Genomic DNA, 13,261 nt, shown 5'->3' with positions numbered 1-13,261 from the left:
CTAAACAGGAGCCCCCATGCACCAGCCCACCCCCAACACCGCACAGGCAGAGTCATGGAACGGCTACGAAGGCGCCCAATGGGCCCGCAGCCAGGACCGCTGGGACGCCATCAACGACGGCTTCAACGAGCCGCTGCTGGGCGCCGCCGCCATCGGTGACCTCGACCGCGTGCTCGACATCGGCTGCGGCGCCGGCCGCACCACCCGCCTGGCCGCCCAGCGCGCCCACCGCGGCCACGCCCTCGGCCTGGACCTCTCCGCCCCCATGCTGGAAGCGGCCCGCGCGAGCACCGGCCGCGAAGCGGTGCGCAACGCCTCGTTCGTACAAGCCGACGCCCAGGTGCACCCGTTCGCGCCCGGATCGTTCGACGCGGCCATCAGCCGCTACGGCGTGATGTTCTTCGCCGACCCCGTCGCGGCCTTCGCCAACATCGCCCGCGCCCTGCGCCCCGGCGGTCGGCTCGCCTTCATCTGCGCCGCCGAACCGTCGGCCAACGAATGGCTCCGGGCCCTGACCTCCCTGCGCGGCATCCTCCCGCTCGGGGACTTCGGCGAGCCCGGCGCCCCCGGCATGTTCTCCCTCGCCGACCCCGACCACACCCTCGCCCTGCTGTCCGAGGCCGGGTACGAACACCCCCGCGCGCAGCGCGTGGAGGTGGCCGCGGACTGGGGCAAGGACGCCGAGACCACGGCCGAGTTCCTCCTCGCCGCCGGCCCCGTACGCCACCTCCTCGACCAAGTCGGCCCCGACGCCCAGGAGTCGGCCCACCAGACCCTGACCAGCGCCCTGCGCCCCCACCACCACAACGGCGCGGTCCGCCTGCGCAGCGCCTCCTGGCTCATCACGGCAACCCGCTGACGCCCTCCGTCACCACCACTCGGCGGCGCGGCGCCCACCGGCTCCCCGCCATCGCACGTCCCAAGCGTCCCGCGCCCCCACCACCCCGCCACCGGGCCGCCACCAGGCCCGCAGCCCGGTGGCGGCCTAGCATGAAGACCATGGACACCTCGCGCAGGACGACCTGGCGGCGCCTCGTCCTCCTCGTCCCGGCGGCCGTACTGGCCACCCAGGCCCCGCTGCTGACCAGCGCTTCCGCGCTGGACGCGACCCCGCAGACCCAGACCCAGGCCCACCCCGCCGCGACGGCCCCGGCCCAGCCCCAGGACGACAAACAACTCGCCCTCGACACCCTCGACGAGGTGGTGCAAGGCAACTTCACCGCCGTCTCGGCACGCTTCACGGAACCGCTCCGGCCACAGGCACCCCCGGAGCTCCTCGCGAAGTCCTGGCAGGACTACCAGCAGGCATTCGGCTCCTACCAGTCACACGGCGACCCCACTCAGGTCACGTCCGGTGATCAGACCGTCGTCAGCGTCCCGCTGCAGATGGCGAAGCAACCCGGAGAATTCCGCGTCACTTTCAACAACAACGGCCAGCTCACAGGCCTCTTCTTCCTCCGAACGGGAGTCCCGGTCCCACTCCCGTAGACCGCGCAGATCAGACCGCGTGGATCACGCAGATCACGAGACCGGGTTGCCGCCCATTTCATGCTCCCTGATCGCCGCCTCCACCAAGGCGCGCGCGGCCCAGGGGGAGCGACTCCGGTGAGTACTTCAACAGCGTCCTTATGAGCGTGTCCACGCGGGCCGCGGGGTCGTCAGTGCAGTGACTGCATGGATGTGACCCCTGCTCCGTGTTGTGCAGGTCACACAGCCGTACCTGTCACAGCGACGGGCCCGCCGGTGTCTTGTGCCCGGAACCCGTTGAAGCAATGGAGAGACACCGTGAACGAGAACGCGAACCAGACCGCGCACAACAACTCCGCCGCGCACACCAACTCCACCGTGGTCGTCATCGGCGGCGGATACGCCGGCGTCATGGCCGCGAACCGCCTGACCCAGCGCGCCGACGTGACGGTGACCCTGGTCAACCCGCGCCCGGACTTCGTCCACCGCATCCGCCTGCACCAGCTGGTCGCCGGCTCCGACCCGGCGGTCGTCGCCTACCGGGACGTCCTGGCCGAGGGCGTCCGCCTGGTCGTCGACACCGTGACGCGCATCGACGCGGACGACCGCAGCCTCGCCCTGGCATCGGGCGGCACGCTCGACTACGACCACCTCATCTACGCCGTGGGCAGCGGCAGCGCCGACCCGAGCGTGCCCGGAGCCGCCGAGTTCTCCTACCCGATCGCCACCCTGGAGGACGCCCAGCGGCTGCGCCCGGCCCTCGACGCCGTCGACGCCACCCCGCAGGCGGCCGCGGTGACCGTCGTCGGCGCCGGACCCACCGGAATCGAGACCGCCGCCGAACTGGCGGAGCAGGGACGCGCCGTGACCCTGGTCTGCGGCAGAGTGCTCGGCCCGTACCTCCACGCCCATGGCCGCCGCTCGGTCGCCGCACGGCTGGCCCGGCTCGGCGTGACCGTCCTCGACGGCCCTGGTACGAAGGTGACCGCGGTGACCCGTGACGCCGTACGGCTCGCCGACGGCCGCGAACTGCCGAGCGCGCTGACCATCTGGACCGTCGGCTTCGGCGTCCCCGACCTGGCCGTGCGCAGCGGGCTGAGCACCGACGCCCTGGGCCGCCTGCTCACGGACGAGACGCTCACCAGCGTCGACGACGCACGCATCGTCGCGGCCGGGGACTCGGCGGCGCCGTCGGGCCTGCCGCTGCGGATGAGCTGCCAGTCCGCGATGCCGATGGGCGCGCGGGCCGCCGACACCGTGCTCAGCCGGCTCGCGGGCGAGCAGCCCGAAACCCTCAACCAGAACTTCGCCGCCCAGTGCATCAGCCTGGGTCGCGACGGCGGCATCTTCCAGTTCGCCAACCGGCAGGACGTCGCGGTGTGGTTCAACATCAACGGCCGCCTCGGCGCGAAGCTCAAGGAAACCGTGTGCAAGGTCGTCGTCAAGCACCTCGCCGACGAGGCGGGCAAGCCCGGCGGCTACGGTCTGCACCGCGGCTCGGGCGGCGCCGCCCGCCAGCAGCAGCTCCTCCAGGCCAAGCAGGCCGAGCGCACCCCGGCCCCGGCCAAGGCCGCCCACTGAAGCCCGGTTCGGCGCCCGGTCCGCTCCTACCGCTCCGGAACCAGCTCCACCGTGACGTACGGAGCCAGCGCCCGCAGGAAATCAGAGGCGTCGAAGATCTCACCCGCCGCGGCGACACCCACCGCGCGGGTCCGGCCGGACAGGACCCGGTCGAGCGCCTCCACCACGAGCGGAGCGGTGATCGCGTAGATGTCCTGCCCACGGGCCACCGCCCGGCGCTCGACCCCGCCCGACCGTACGACCGCGTCGACGAGGAAGGTCTGGTCGGACCGCCCGCTCTCATCGGCCGCGGTCGGCGCGGGCGTCCCGGGGGCCGCGATGTCACGCACCGCCTCGACCGTCATGTACGTCGTCACGTCCGGGATGGCCAGGTGGCTCGGCACCGTCACCACATCGGCCATGGTGAACTCCCCGATGACCGACCGGGCCCCCATCGGCTCCGGGAACCGCCACTCCAGGGTCGGCGCGGCGTCCGTACGGTACTCCCACTGCCCGCCCGTGAAGCGCATCCGCCGCTCACCGCGCCGCTCCCGCGACACCGCTCCCGAAAGCCGCGTCCCCGCGGTCGGGTGCCAGCTGCTCAGGGCGTACGCGATGTGCGCCTCGTCCGCCTCCGCCCAGTCACCCATCGCCGCCGTGGCCAGCAGATCGCCCAGACCGCCGAAGAAGGCCATCGCCGGAACGACCACCGCACCGGCCTCCCGCGCCCGGTCGGTGAAGTCCGCGAAGGTGTCGATGTTGGCCTCCAGTTCGGCGGCCACGTCCAGGTACGGGATCCGGGCCCGCAGCGCCGCCTCGATCACCGGGGCGGTCGTCGAGGCGAAGGGCCCCGCGCAGTTGATCACGGCGGCCGCACCGGCCAGCGCGAGGTCCAGTGAGCCAGCATCGTCCACCGTCGCCGGCCGCGCCTCCAGGCCGGTCTCGTCCGCCAGCGCCTTCAACTTCTCGCTGTCGCGACCGGACAGCACCGGGACGAACCCGCGCTCCACCAGCTCCGCCACCACGAACCGCCCGGTGTGCCCGTAAGCACCGAACACCGCCACGATCTGCCCCGCCACGATCTGCCCTGACTCCATGCGCCCGCTCCTCTGCTGACCCGCCGTGCTCCGTTGTGAACATCCTGTCGCGCAACGGCATCCCACACGAGTGTCCGGAACGACATGACCCGTACACTTCCGGACATGACCGTTGTCGCCCTGGCCGTCACCGACGGTATGCTGCACTTCGAACTGTCCCTGGCCATCGAGGTCTTCGGCTCCGACCTCACCCACATAGCGGACCCCTGGTACGACTTCGCACTCTGCGGACCCGGTCCCGTCCAGGTCGGCCGCTTCCACCTGCAACCCGACCACGGACTCGACCACCTCCGCCGCGCCGACACCGTGATCGTCCCCGGCTGGGCCGACGTGGACCGGGACCCGCCCGCCGAACTGGTCGAGGCGGTCCGCGCCGCCCACGACGCCGGCGCCCGCGTCGCCTCCCTCTGCACCGGCGCCTTCATCCTGGCCGCCGCCGGCCTGCTGGACGGCAAACGCGCCACCACCCACTGGGGCCACACCCAGGAACTGGCCCGACGCCACCCCGGGATCACCGTCGACCCCGACGTCCTCTACGTCGACAACGGCGCCGTACTCACCTCCGCGGGCAAGGCCGCCGCAATGGACCTCTGCCTCCACCTGGTCCGCCTCGACCACGGCTCCGCCATCGCCAACAAGCTCGCCCGCCGCCTCGTCGTCCCCCCACACCGCGACGGCGGCCAGGCCCAGTTCGTCACCACCCCCGTCCCCGCCCCCGGCAACCACCCGCTCGCCGACCTCTTCCCCTGGGCCCTGCAACGCCTCGACGAACCCCTCACCGTCGAAGACCTGGCCAGCCAGGCCCGTATGAGCTCACGCCACCTGGCCCGCCACTTCAAATCAGTGACCGGCACCTCCCCTCTCCAATGGCTCCACACCCAACGCATCCGCCACGCCCAGGAACTCCTGGAGACCACCGACAACACCGTCGACACCATCGCGACCGCCACCGGCATGGGCACCGCCACCACCCTGCGCCGCCACTTCGCCCGAACGGTGGGCGTCCCCCCGGACACCTACCGCCGCACCTTTCGCTCCCGGACCCATGCCCCCGGCCCCCACGGCATCGGCTGACTGGCGGAGCAACGCAGCACAGCACCGTGCCCTGAACTCGCATCCCTCGTTGCACCGGCCATGAAGAAGATCATGACCACGGCCGTGCTGCTCCTCGCCGGCGCCGCCCTCGCCACGCCCGCGCACGCCGACAACGACTCCAACTTCGGCGGCGGCGTCAACGCCGCCAACAACTGGAACTTCACGGCCGCCGCCGTATGCCTCCAGGAAGTCGCGGTGGTCCCCGTACTCGGCGACTGGGTGGGCGACCACGCCAACAACTGCACCAACGGCAACGTGATCGACCACTCGAACTAGCACCACCCACGGGCGGAGCCGACCGGATTCGAACCGGCTCCGCCCGCCTGGAGGCTACTCCACCCATCCCTTCCGGACGATCTCGGTCAAGTCCGGAGCCCCACACGCATCCCCACCGCCCCCGGCCCCTCACCAGCGAATGGCGGTGAAGTCGACCGGCCGGGGCCGCAACAGCCGGGTGCGCTCCGCCAGCGCACGCACCCGCCGCGCCATCTCGTCGGCGGGCAGCCTCCGGCGGTCGCCATGGCCCGGCAGCACCCATTCGAACCGCAGCCGTTCGGCCGTCCTGGCCAGCGAGGCGGCCAACTCCTCGATGGAGTACCAGGTCACGCTGTCCGCGACGGCCAGATCCCCCATGCCGCGTGACCAGTAGAAGCTGTCCCCGCTGAAGCAGTACCGGTCATCCGCGAGGTAGAGCACACTGCCCGCGGTGTGGCCGGGCAGGGGGTGGGCGGTGACCCCCGCCCCGATCTCCACGGGCTCGATCCCCCGGATCACCCGGTCCGCGTCCGGCGCCGCGTCGAGGTCGCCCTCGTGGATCCAGAGCCGGGCGCCGAAGTGGTCGGCGTAACGGCGTCCGTGTGCGGCGTGATCGCGGTGGGTGAGCAGCACATCGGTGACCCGGCCCGACGCCGCGTACCGCTCGGCGAGTTCACGGCTCCAGCGCGGTGTGTCGACCATCATGGCCGTGCCGGAGGGCCGCAGAAGCAGGTACGAATTGGCCCCGGCGGTCTGCGGTGAGTTGTGCCCGCACAGCAGGACGCCGCTGTCCAAGGCCATCGGAAAGGGATCGAGCCCCTGGTCCGGTACCCCGGAGGCAGGGCGGATCGAGCGCGTGGGGCAGGCGAAGACGGCCGCGTGTAACCGCCGCGTCTCCCCGTCATCGCGCGGCGGGCGCAGGATCCGTGACCTCCCGTCCACCTCGCCGATCAGATCGGGCGCGAGCTGTCGGGCGACATCGCAGTTGAAGCACCGGTCGTCCACGTACCAGCCGTCCACGGCAAGTCTCCTCCCAGAGGCACGACCCCGATCGGGGCCGCCTTCCAGGGATACCCCACCCCCAACCGCAACCGGTAGGCCCCGCCGATCTTGTACTTCCACCCCCAACCCGCTCTCTCGACCGACCGAGCGGCCGACCGACCGACCGCCTTCGCCCCCTTCATCCCGCTCCAAGGGAACCGAAATATCACTTTATCGGTCTATACCTGCGAGATCCGTTCAAGCTCCGTTCAAACTCCGTTCGAGTTCCGTTCGGGCCCCGTCCGCGATCCGCCCGCTTTCTCGTCTGTCCGTCTGCGCCGGAGTCCCCGTGAATTACCGTCCCGCCACGCTCTGCGCGGCCCTCGTCCTGTCCGCCGTCGCGGCGCTGTCCGGCTGCTCCAGCGACGGCGATCCCGTCTCCTTCGCGCCGAAGGACTCCGGGCAGTCGGCGAAGCCAGGGGCGAACACCGGCGACGTACGGATGCCGACCAACCCGCGTTCGTGGGACCCGCAGCGGACGCTGGCGGACGGGACCCGGGTGGTGCACGTCGACCTGAAGGGGGCGAAGTCCGGTTTCACCGGCCGGGTGTGGGCCTGGGTGCCGAAGCAGTACGACCGGCCCGAGTACAAGAACAGCGCCTTCCCCGTCCTGATGGCCCTGCCGGGCGCCGTGGGCTACCCGACCAACTACTTCTTCTCCAAGGAGTTCCACCTCCAGGAGCGGATCGGGGAAGCCGCCGACAAGGGTGAGAGCCTGCCCTTCATCGTGATCATGCCGGTCCTGAACGCCAACAAGGACACCTACTACGACGGCAGCGACATACCGGGCCAGCCCAAGATGGGCACCTGGATCTCGGACGACGTCCCCGACCTGGTCCGCGAGAACTTCCGCACCTACGCCGACCCGAAGGGCTGGGGTTTCTTCGGCTCCTCCTCCGGCGGATACGTGGGCATGAAGATGGTGCTCCAGTACCCCGACCGGTTCAGCGTGGCGATCGCGGGCGGCCCGGACGTGGCACCCGATTCGCCGCTGTGGAACGGCCATGCGAAGGAGAAGCAGGAGAACAGCCCGTCCTGGCTGGCCGAGCAACTGATCAAGAAGGGCGGCCCCAAGGTCCACATCTCCTTCCTCATGGGCACGAAGGAGGGCAAGCAGGAAACCGCGGCGGTCGAGAAGCTCCGCAAGGACATCACGAAGGGCCCGATAGAGACCCGGGTGACCTCCTTCGAGGGCGGCCACGACGGCTACAAGTACACGGACACCCTCTTCACCGGCGGCGACCTGAAATGGATGAGCGACCGCATGCGCGCCCCGATCCCCACCAAGTAACCACCCCGACCGCTACCGATTGAGGACGTGGCGGACGATGGCCGCGGCTTCCGTCGGGTGCTGGTCAAGCCACTCGGTGAGGTGTCGGCGGACAACCCCTTGGACGTAGGCGCCCGCCTCGGGATTGCCGAGCCTGGTCCTGGTGGAGCCTTCGAAGACGGGATGGGCGAGCTTTACGGAGACGACCGCGGTCAGACCCTCGTGGACGTCATCGGCCGTGATGCCCTCATCGTCCGCCGAAATCATCCGCTGACGGCGGGCGTAGTCGTTGACGACGTCCGTGAGCGCGGTACGGAAACCCTGTTCATGGGTGCCGCCCTCATGGGTACGGGTGCTGTTCGCGAAGGAACGGAACCCTCCCGTAGACCAGGTGTTCCACTGCAAGGCGACCTGAACGAAGACCGTCTCATCCTCGTTCTCCGACTCGAAGCCGATGGCGGGGGAGTGGACGAGACTCGGGGGATACGGGTTGAGGTGGGCGACGTAGGCCCGAAGGCCGTCCACGTGGTGGTGACGGACCGGCCGCTCGGGCCGCTCGTCGGTGAGCGAGACGGCCAGGCCCCGGTTGAGGAAGGACAGTTCCTGGAAACGTTCCGACAGCGTGGCGAACGAGTACCGGGTGGTCTCGAAGATGTCGGCGTCGGGCCGGAACGCAATGGCGGTGCCGTGCTCGCTCGTCTCCCCGTTCCTCGTCAAGGGAGTGATCGGGGTGCCCTTCTCATACTCCTGGGTCCAGCAGTGCCCGTCTCGGCGGACCTCGACCGTGAGACCGCTCGACAACGCGTTGACCACGCACAACCCCAGGCCGCTCAGCCCGCCGGAGACCCCGTAGCGGGTGTGGGGCTTGCCGCCGAAGGACAGCTCGGTCAGCTCGCGTTCGACGGCCGACGTGCCGTCGGACTCCTCCACCCCGACGAACAGGCCCCGCCCGTTGTCCGAGACGCGAATGCCCCCGTCCGCCGTGATCGTGACGTCGATGGTGTCGGCATGGCCGCCAACGTGCTCGTTCACGGCGTACGAGACGACCTCGTACACCAGTTGATGCAGCCCGCGCTCGCCGGACGAGCCCACGAACATGCCGGGGCGCCTGCGTATCGCCTCACAGCCCTCGAGTACCTGGATATGACTGCCGGTGTATGCGTTCACGTTCCCCGGCTGACCGGGGTTGTCGAACCCGCTCATGAAGCACCTTCCCTGGGCCGTCCTGAGCATGCTTGTGACCAAACGTCACCGAACCGACCGACGCTCTTCCACGCCGTCGCCCGTGCGTTGCCATCCTAGGTATCCAGAGCTAAATCCGCAGGTCAGACCACATACGATGAAGCCCCAGATGGCCACATCCACAGCCTTCCCGCCCCCTCCGTTCCGGGTGGCCCGCCGCCGCGAGCGGAGCAGCGCGAACACCCCACAGGAGCCGCGCAGGGCACGCTTCCAGCCGGGCCCGAGGCCCATTTCCCAGCGCATTTCCCGGGCAGGGACCTCCGGCGTGACTCTGCCGGGCCAGGAGTGCCCCCTCCTGGCCGCGGAGGCGGAGGACGCCGAACAGCCCAGCCGCTGGCACGGCAGCGTCGAACTCGCCACAGCCACCGCCCTGTTGGCGCCCCTCCCGCGACCGAAGCCTCTTGCCCCATCGCCAACGGTCGAGGCGGCGCTCGGCTGGGCCGCAAGCCCCACGGCTGGTGCCGCGGCGAACTGTGCGTGCCGTCGTTCGCCGCGGCCGGGGCCGAACACGACGCCCCGCTCGATCCCGTGGCGCCATGGATCGCCGAGGCCGAGGTCACCCACCCCGCGCTCATCGACACCGACGGGTCCGTTGCCGACCTCTACGACGTGCTGAACGTCCCCACCGTGCTGTGGATCGACGAGGAAGGACAAGTCGCCCGCCCCAACGACACCCAGCTCGCGACCGACCCTGTTCCGCGAACTGTCGGGCCTGGACTCCGGGGCGGCACTGGCCGCACTGGACCGCTGGGTCCTTACGGGCGACAGCGGGCTGACCGAGCAAGACGTGGCCCTGCACACCCGAAAGGCCACGGCCACCCAGCAGGCCGCCCGCACCGAAGCGGCCCTGGGGCTGTGGCTGCACCGCAACGGCCGCATGGCAGACGCGGAACGCCACTTCGCGTACGCCGAGCGCCTCGCACCCGAGGACCTGACGATCTGGCGCGGCACCATGCCGCTCCGCGGCCCGGACCCCATGGGCGAGGAGTACTTCGCCAAACGCGACGCGCTGACGCAGGCCGGCATCCCGATCCACCGTCCCCTCGGCGACTGGCAGCCGTCCGCATGAGCGGCGACCTCTACACCCGTACGCAGGCCCAGGGCCAGGAAGCCCTGCGCGCCGCCCTCCTCGACCTGGCCGCACAACTGCTCGCCGCCGAGGGACCCGGCGCGCTGACCATGCGCCGCGTCGCCGCAGCGGCCGGGTGCTCGACCACGGTCCTGTACCGCCAGTTCGGCGCGAAGGACGGAATCGCCGAAGCCCTGTACCGCGAAGGCTTCGAGCGGCTCCGCCACCGCCTGGAAGCAGTCCCGGCGCACGACGGTCCGTCCGAACGCCTGGCCGCCCTAGGCCGCGCCTACCGCGAGAACGCCCTGGCCGAACGCAACCTCTACCAGGTGATGTTCCCTCGCCGCGGCAAGCCTGGACGTACTGCGCGACGCCGAGGTGCTCCCCCGCAACCCTGACCGGCGCGGCGGCCCCCGCTACCCCGTGGCAGCCCCGGCACCATCCTCGCTCCCGCCGCCGCACGGGCGCGCACATGGGCGGCAGCCGTCGGGTTGTCCGCACCCATGGCGGACCGTGACATGGGCAGCGGGCCGCGCCCCGAAGCGGGCCCCGTACGGGCGCAATCCGGCCACTGGACATGGAACGCAGGGAACTCACGAACGCGTAGAGGACAGGACGACGGCGGTGATCCCTGGATCCGGCACGCCGTCATCATCGCGGGCCCTCCGCTCAGGGCGTCGTTCTGGCGTTGTCGAGCCGTGCGATGCGCGCCACGTTTTCCCGGTCCTCGGGGTCCGTTCCCGCCGCGGCGGCGAACCAGGCGTCGAGGATCTCTTCGAGGAGCGGTTCCGAGGTCAGGCGCAGGCTGAGGGCGAGTACGTTGGCGTCGTTCCAGCGGCGCGCACCGTCCGCGGTGTAGGCGTCTGTACACAGGGCCGCGCGCACGCCGGGCACCTTGTTCGCGGCGATCGACGCGCCCGTACCGGTCCAGCAGCACACCACGGCCTGATCGGCGTTTCCGGCAGCGACCTCGCGGGCCGCCGCTTCCGAGCAGGCGGCCCACTGCGGATCGTCCCCGGGGCTCAGAGCCCCGTACGTCACCACGTCGTGCCCGCGGTCGCGCAGTTGCCCGACAAGGGCGCGAGCCACGGGTTCGTCCATGTCCGAGGAAACGCAGATCCGCATGCCCCGAGCCTACTGAGGCTGTAGCCGTGGTGTCGTCACTGCGAGACCGGTCGCGGTGAGAAATCCGTCGATGATGTCGCTGCGGTACTGGATCTGGCGGAGGCCGTTGTGAGTGGGTGGTGTGGTGGCAGTGGTTGGTTGTCAGCGGGTGACCGTGCTCGGGTACGGCGGTTGGTGACTGTTCCCGGTGGTCGTACGGGCTAGGGCTGAGGGTGGCTGTTGCTACGGCTGTTCGGCTTCCACTGGTGTTGTGGGCAGGTTGTGCCATGGGTGTCCGCAGGCGTTCTTGCAATGAGTCTGCCTGCGGCGGGTATCGGCGACGGCGAACACCGAGACGAGGACACGGAACGCTGTCACGTGTTCGTCGGCGGGGAGGCTTGAGAACCCGTAGCGGGGTGGGTCCATGCGGATCATCACTGAGGGGTTGGCGGTGGGTTTCACCCTGGACCGCGCCACGCCCGCGCGGCCGTCTGCGGCCGTGATGTGCGCCTGCATCGCGTAGCCGCCGACCTGCTGCAGTACTTCCCGCCGACTCGCCGGGGAGAGACCGGAGAACCAGGCCACTCCGTCGTCCAGGGTTCGGATCTCCTGGGCGATCTCGTTGACGACCAGCTCGGTCTGGGAGCGGCCGTCCGCACTGCTCGTTGCGGTCATCTCGTGATCATTCCATGTTGTCGGCTCAGGACAGGGTGGTCTGGTGCACTGTGTGGATTCCTGGGTTTGCTGCTGTCTTTCTAGGTCTCTGATCTGCTGAGGTTGTGGGGATCTCGGGATTGCTGGTGCGCTGTCAGGGGCTATGTGGTTTGGGGGTTCTGGGGGAGGGGTGGCTCTGGCCTGTGGGTGTAGGTGCGGGTGTGGAAAGTTGTGGAGATATCGGGATTCCTATTGCGTGGGGCTGCAGCGCGGACGGGGAGCCTGGGTTGGATCTTGCTGTGCGGGTACGGGGCGTCTGGTTGTCGGTGGGCGTCTCGGCGCTTGATGGTGTCCGCCGTCGCTGGGTGGTGATGGTTGACAGGGGTCGTGGGCGCGGGCCTTGGGCGGTAAGTGGGAGCGCCCGGGGACGGCACGGGCGGGGCCTGGGCTGGAGGAGCGTGTGGTGTCAGTGGGGGATGGGACACTCTGGATATGGCCTTGCGTACACCGATCTACCTGGATACGGATACTCTCTTCGCTGAGGCGGACTACCACGAGATCGATGTGCCGCAGCGCGAGGAGATCGTGGAGAAGACGACCCGGCGGCGTTCGGGCGGGGGCAAGCTCAAGCTCGGTGTGGGAGCGGCGGCCGCCGGTGTCGATGCCTCGCGGGGAAGCGATGTCGAGCGGCAGAGCACCTACAGTCTTGATCCCAGCCTCAAGGCGAAGGTCAGCAGAGTCATCGACACTCTGATCGCGGACGGCGCGGTCAGGACCCGGCCGGGAGCGGACGGTGTTCTGGCCCGGGATGACCTCGTGGAGGTCGAGGGGATCACGAGGATCACGGCTGCGAGTCACTTCGGGAAGCTGTTTTTCATCCTGCGCCGGGTCCTGGAGGACGCGAACCTGGAGGACTTGGGCAACCTGCCTGCCACGCTCAGTGGGACGGACCCCCGTCTTCAGGAGCAGATGAAGCGGGTGTATCTGCACAACGAGCTTCCGCCTGTGCCGGTCCTGCTTGAGCTGGAACGTTCCGGGCTGCCATGCAAGGTGTATGTCAACGTGGACCCGAACCATTTCATTGACGATGCCTCGGCGGATCGTGTCGAGGGCGGTCTGCGAGTGCTCGGTACCGTGTCGCGGATCATCGATGGTTCCCCGGACGGGTATTTGAGCGCGGAGGAGTGGCTCCTGTCGGGCTGGGAGTACATGTTCCGGCGGACGGTCATGACGCAGGTGGACGACGTCTTGGCGGAGCTGCGCAGGGCCTGGGCCGATGTGGGCATTGCTTTGCCGAGCGGCGATGTGAACGCCTACATCAGCGGACCTGCCGTTGTGGTGAATGCCATCGCTTTGTACTGAGCCCGGGTCGTGTGCTGTCCGCTGCGGGATGCTTGTGCGGTTCGG

General features: G+C 69.8%; 13 protein-coding genes and 1 pseudogene. 9 read left to right on the top strand and 5 right to left on the bottom strand.

Going from position 1 to position 13,261, the window contains the following annotated elements; all coding sequences use genetic code 11:
• Positions 1 to 16: 16 nt before the first annotated feature.
• The 3 genes from OHS33_RS37425 to OHS33_RS37415 all read left to right on the top strand — a co-directional run bounded on the left by OHS33_RS37425 (position 17) and on the right by OHS33_RS37415 (position 3,048).
• The gene (locus OHS33_RS37425; RefSeq protein WP_330335368.1) at positions 17 to 859 is read left to right on the top strand and encodes a class I SAM-dependent methyltransferase; all 843 of its coding nucleotides are present in this window, start codon (positions 17 to 19) and stop codon (positions 857 to 859) included.
• A gap of 140 nt (positions 860 to 999) precedes the next feature.
• Positions 1,000 to 1,488, top strand: a complete 489-nt coding sequence (locus OHS33_RS37420) for a DUF3887 domain-containing protein (RefSeq protein ID WP_330335367.1) — start codon at positions 1,000 to 1,002, stop codon at positions 1,486 to 1,488.
• A gap of 390 nt (positions 1,489 to 1,878) precedes the next feature.
• The gene (locus tag OHS33_RS37415) at positions 1,879 to 3,048 is read left to right on the top strand and encodes an NAD(P)/FAD-dependent oxidoreductase (protein ID WP_443065506.1); all 1,170 of its coding nucleotides are present in this window, start codon (positions 1,879 to 1,881) and stop codon (positions 3,046 to 3,048) included.
• 26 nt (positions 3,049 to 3,074) lie between these two features.
• Here the strand turns inward: OHS33_RS37415 and OHS33_RS37410 are convergent, their stop codons facing one another.
• Positions 3,075 to 4,124: a saccharopine dehydrogenase family protein gene (locus tag OHS33_RS37410; RefSeq protein ID WP_330335365.1), complete on the bottom strand. Its 1,050-nt coding sequence runs from the start codon at positions 4,122 to 4,124 to the stop codon at positions 3,075 to 3,077.
• Between the two features lie 105 nt (positions 4,125 to 4,229).
• Here OHS33_RS37410 and OHS33_RS37405 point away from each other — a divergent pair, with 105 nt between their 5' ends.
• Positions 4,230 to 5,198 carry a helix-turn-helix domain-containing protein gene (locus OHS33_RS37405; RefSeq protein ID WP_330335364.1) on the top strand — a complete coding sequence of 323 codons (969 nt, stop codon included), beginning with the start codon at positions 4,230 to 4,232 and terminating at the stop codon, positions 5,196 to 5,198.
• A 60-nt stretch (positions 5,199 to 5,258) separates the two neighbouring features.
• Positions 5,259 to 5,495, top strand: a complete 237-nt coding sequence (locus tag OHS33_RS37400; RefSeq protein WP_330335363.1) for a hypothetical protein — start codon at positions 5,259 to 5,261, stop codon at positions 5,493 to 5,495.
• Positions 5,496 to 5,624: 129 nt separating this feature from the next.
• Here OHS33_RS37400 and OHS33_RS37395 read toward each other — a convergent pair whose 3' ends face one another.
• Positions 5,625 to 6,494, bottom strand: a complete 870-nt coding sequence (locus OHS33_RS37395; RefSeq protein WP_330335362.1) for an MBL fold metallo-hydrolase — start codon at positions 6,492 to 6,494, stop codon at positions 5,625 to 5,627.
• Positions 6,495 to 6,804: 310 nt separating this feature from the next.
• On the opposite strand from OHS33_RS37395, the gene OHS33_RS37390 reads away from it, so the two are divergent.
• Positions 6,805 to 7,806, top strand: a complete 1,002-nt coding sequence (locus OHS33_RS37390; protein ID WP_330335361.1) for an alpha/beta hydrolase — start codon at positions 6,805 to 6,807, stop codon at positions 7,804 to 7,806.
• 12 nt (positions 7,807 to 7,818) lie between these two features.
• Here OHS33_RS37390 and OHS33_RS37385 read toward each other — a convergent pair whose 3' ends face one another.
• Positions 7,819 to 8,988, bottom strand: coding sequence for an ATP-binding protein (locus OHS33_RS37385; RefSeq protein WP_330335360.1), 1,170 nt, complete (start codon positions 8,986 to 8,988; stop codon positions 7,819 to 7,821).
• A 567-nt stretch (positions 8,989 to 9,555) separates the two neighbouring features.
• On the opposite strand from OHS33_RS37385, the pseudogene OHS33_RS37380 reads away from it, so the two are divergent.
• Positions 9,556 to 10,096, top strand: a pseudogene (locus OHS33_RS37380) (TlpA family (seleno)protein); the annotation flags it as partial.
• Entirely contained in the window at positions 10,093 to 10,494 is a 402-nt protein-coding gene (locus OHS33_RS37375) for a TetR/AcrR family transcriptional regulator (RefSeq protein WP_330335359.1), read from the top strand. The pseudogene OHS33_RS37380 and the gene OHS33_RS37375, both read left to right, overlap by 4 nt.
• Positions 10,495 to 10,765: 271 nt before the next feature.
• On the opposite strand, the gene OHS33_RS37370 is transcribed toward OHS33_RS37375, so the two are convergent.
• Both OHS33_RS37370 and OHS33_RS37365 read right to left on the bottom strand, forming a co-directional pair.
• Complete coding sequence (locus OHS33_RS37370) at positions 10,766 to 11,221, bottom strand: RpiB/LacA/LacB family sugar-phosphate isomerase (RefSeq protein ID WP_330335358.1); 456 nt, start codon at positions 11,219 to 11,221, stop codon at positions 10,766 to 10,768.
• 222 nt (positions 11,222 to 11,443) lie between these two features.
• A complete protein-coding gene (locus tag OHS33_RS37365; protein WP_330335357.1) occupies positions 11,444 to 11,875 on the bottom strand; it encodes a DUF5958 family protein in 432 nt (143 codons plus the stop codon).
• A 471-nt stretch (positions 11,876 to 12,346) separates the two neighbouring features.
• Between OHS33_RS37365 and OHS33_RS37360 the strand changes: the two genes are divergently transcribed.
• The gene (locus OHS33_RS37360) at positions 12,347 to 13,216 is read left to right on the top strand and encodes a DUF6414 family protein (protein ID WP_330328284.1); all 870 of its coding nucleotides are present in this window, start codon (positions 12,347 to 12,349) and stop codon (positions 13,214 to 13,216) included.
• The last annotated feature ends 45 nt before the right edge of the window (positions 13,217 to 13,261 follow it).

It is taken from the genome of Streptomyces sp. NBC_00536 (assembly GCF_036346295.1).
Lineage (GTDB): Bacteria > Actinomycetota > Actinomycetes > Streptomycetales > Streptomycetaceae > Streptomyces.
The sequence above is the reverse complement of the archived record's forward strand: the minus strand, read 5'-3'. Positions and strand labels throughout refer to the sequence as shown.

Excerpts from the sequence above, each read along its gene's own strand:
- OHS33_RS37405 (WP_330335364.1), top strand. The coding sequence starts at position 4,230 with ATGACCGTTGTCGCCCTGGCCGTCACCGACGGTATGCTGCACTTCGAA.
- OHS33_RS37385 (WP_330335360.1), bottom strand. The coding sequence starts at position 8,988 with ATGAGCGGGTTCGACAACCCCGGTCAGCCGGGGAACGTGAACGCATAC.
- OHS33_RS37360 (WP_330328284.1), top strand. The coding sequence starts at position 12,347 with ATGGCCTTGCGTACACCGATCTACCTGGATACGGATACTCTCTTCGCT.
- OHS33_RS37370 (WP_330335358.1), bottom strand. The coding sequence starts at position 11,221 with ATGCGGATCTGCGTTTCCTCGGACATGGACGAACCCGTGGCTCGCGCC.
- OHS33_RS37425 (WP_330335368.1), top strand. The coding sequence starts at position 17 with ATGCACCAGCCCACCCCCAACACCGCACAGGCAGAGTCATGGAACGGC.
- OHS33_RS37400 (WP_330335363.1), top strand. The coding sequence starts at position 5,259 with ATGAAGAAGATCATGACCACGGCCGTGCTGCTCCTCGCCGGCGCCGCC.
- OHS33_RS37365 (WP_330335357.1), bottom strand. The coding sequence starts at position 11,875 with ATGACCGCAACGAGCAGTGCGGACGGCCGCTCCCAGACCGAGCTGGTC.
- OHS33_RS37415 (WP_443065506.1), top strand. The coding sequence starts at position 1,879 with ATGGCCGCGAACCGCCTGACCCAGCGCGCCGACGTGACGGTGACCCTG.
- OHS33_RS37420 (WP_330335367.1), top strand. The coding sequence starts at position 1,000 with ATGGACACCTCGCGCAGGACGACCTGGCGGCGCCTCGTCCTCCTCGTC.
- OHS33_RS37375 (WP_330335359.1), top strand. The coding sequence starts at position 10,093 with ATGAGCGGCGACCTCTACACCCGTACGCAGGCCCAGGGCCAGGAAGCC.
- OHS33_RS37410 (WP_330335365.1), bottom strand. The coding sequence starts at position 4,124 with ATGGAGTCAGGGCAGATCGTGGCGGGGCAGATCGTGGCGGTGTTCGGT.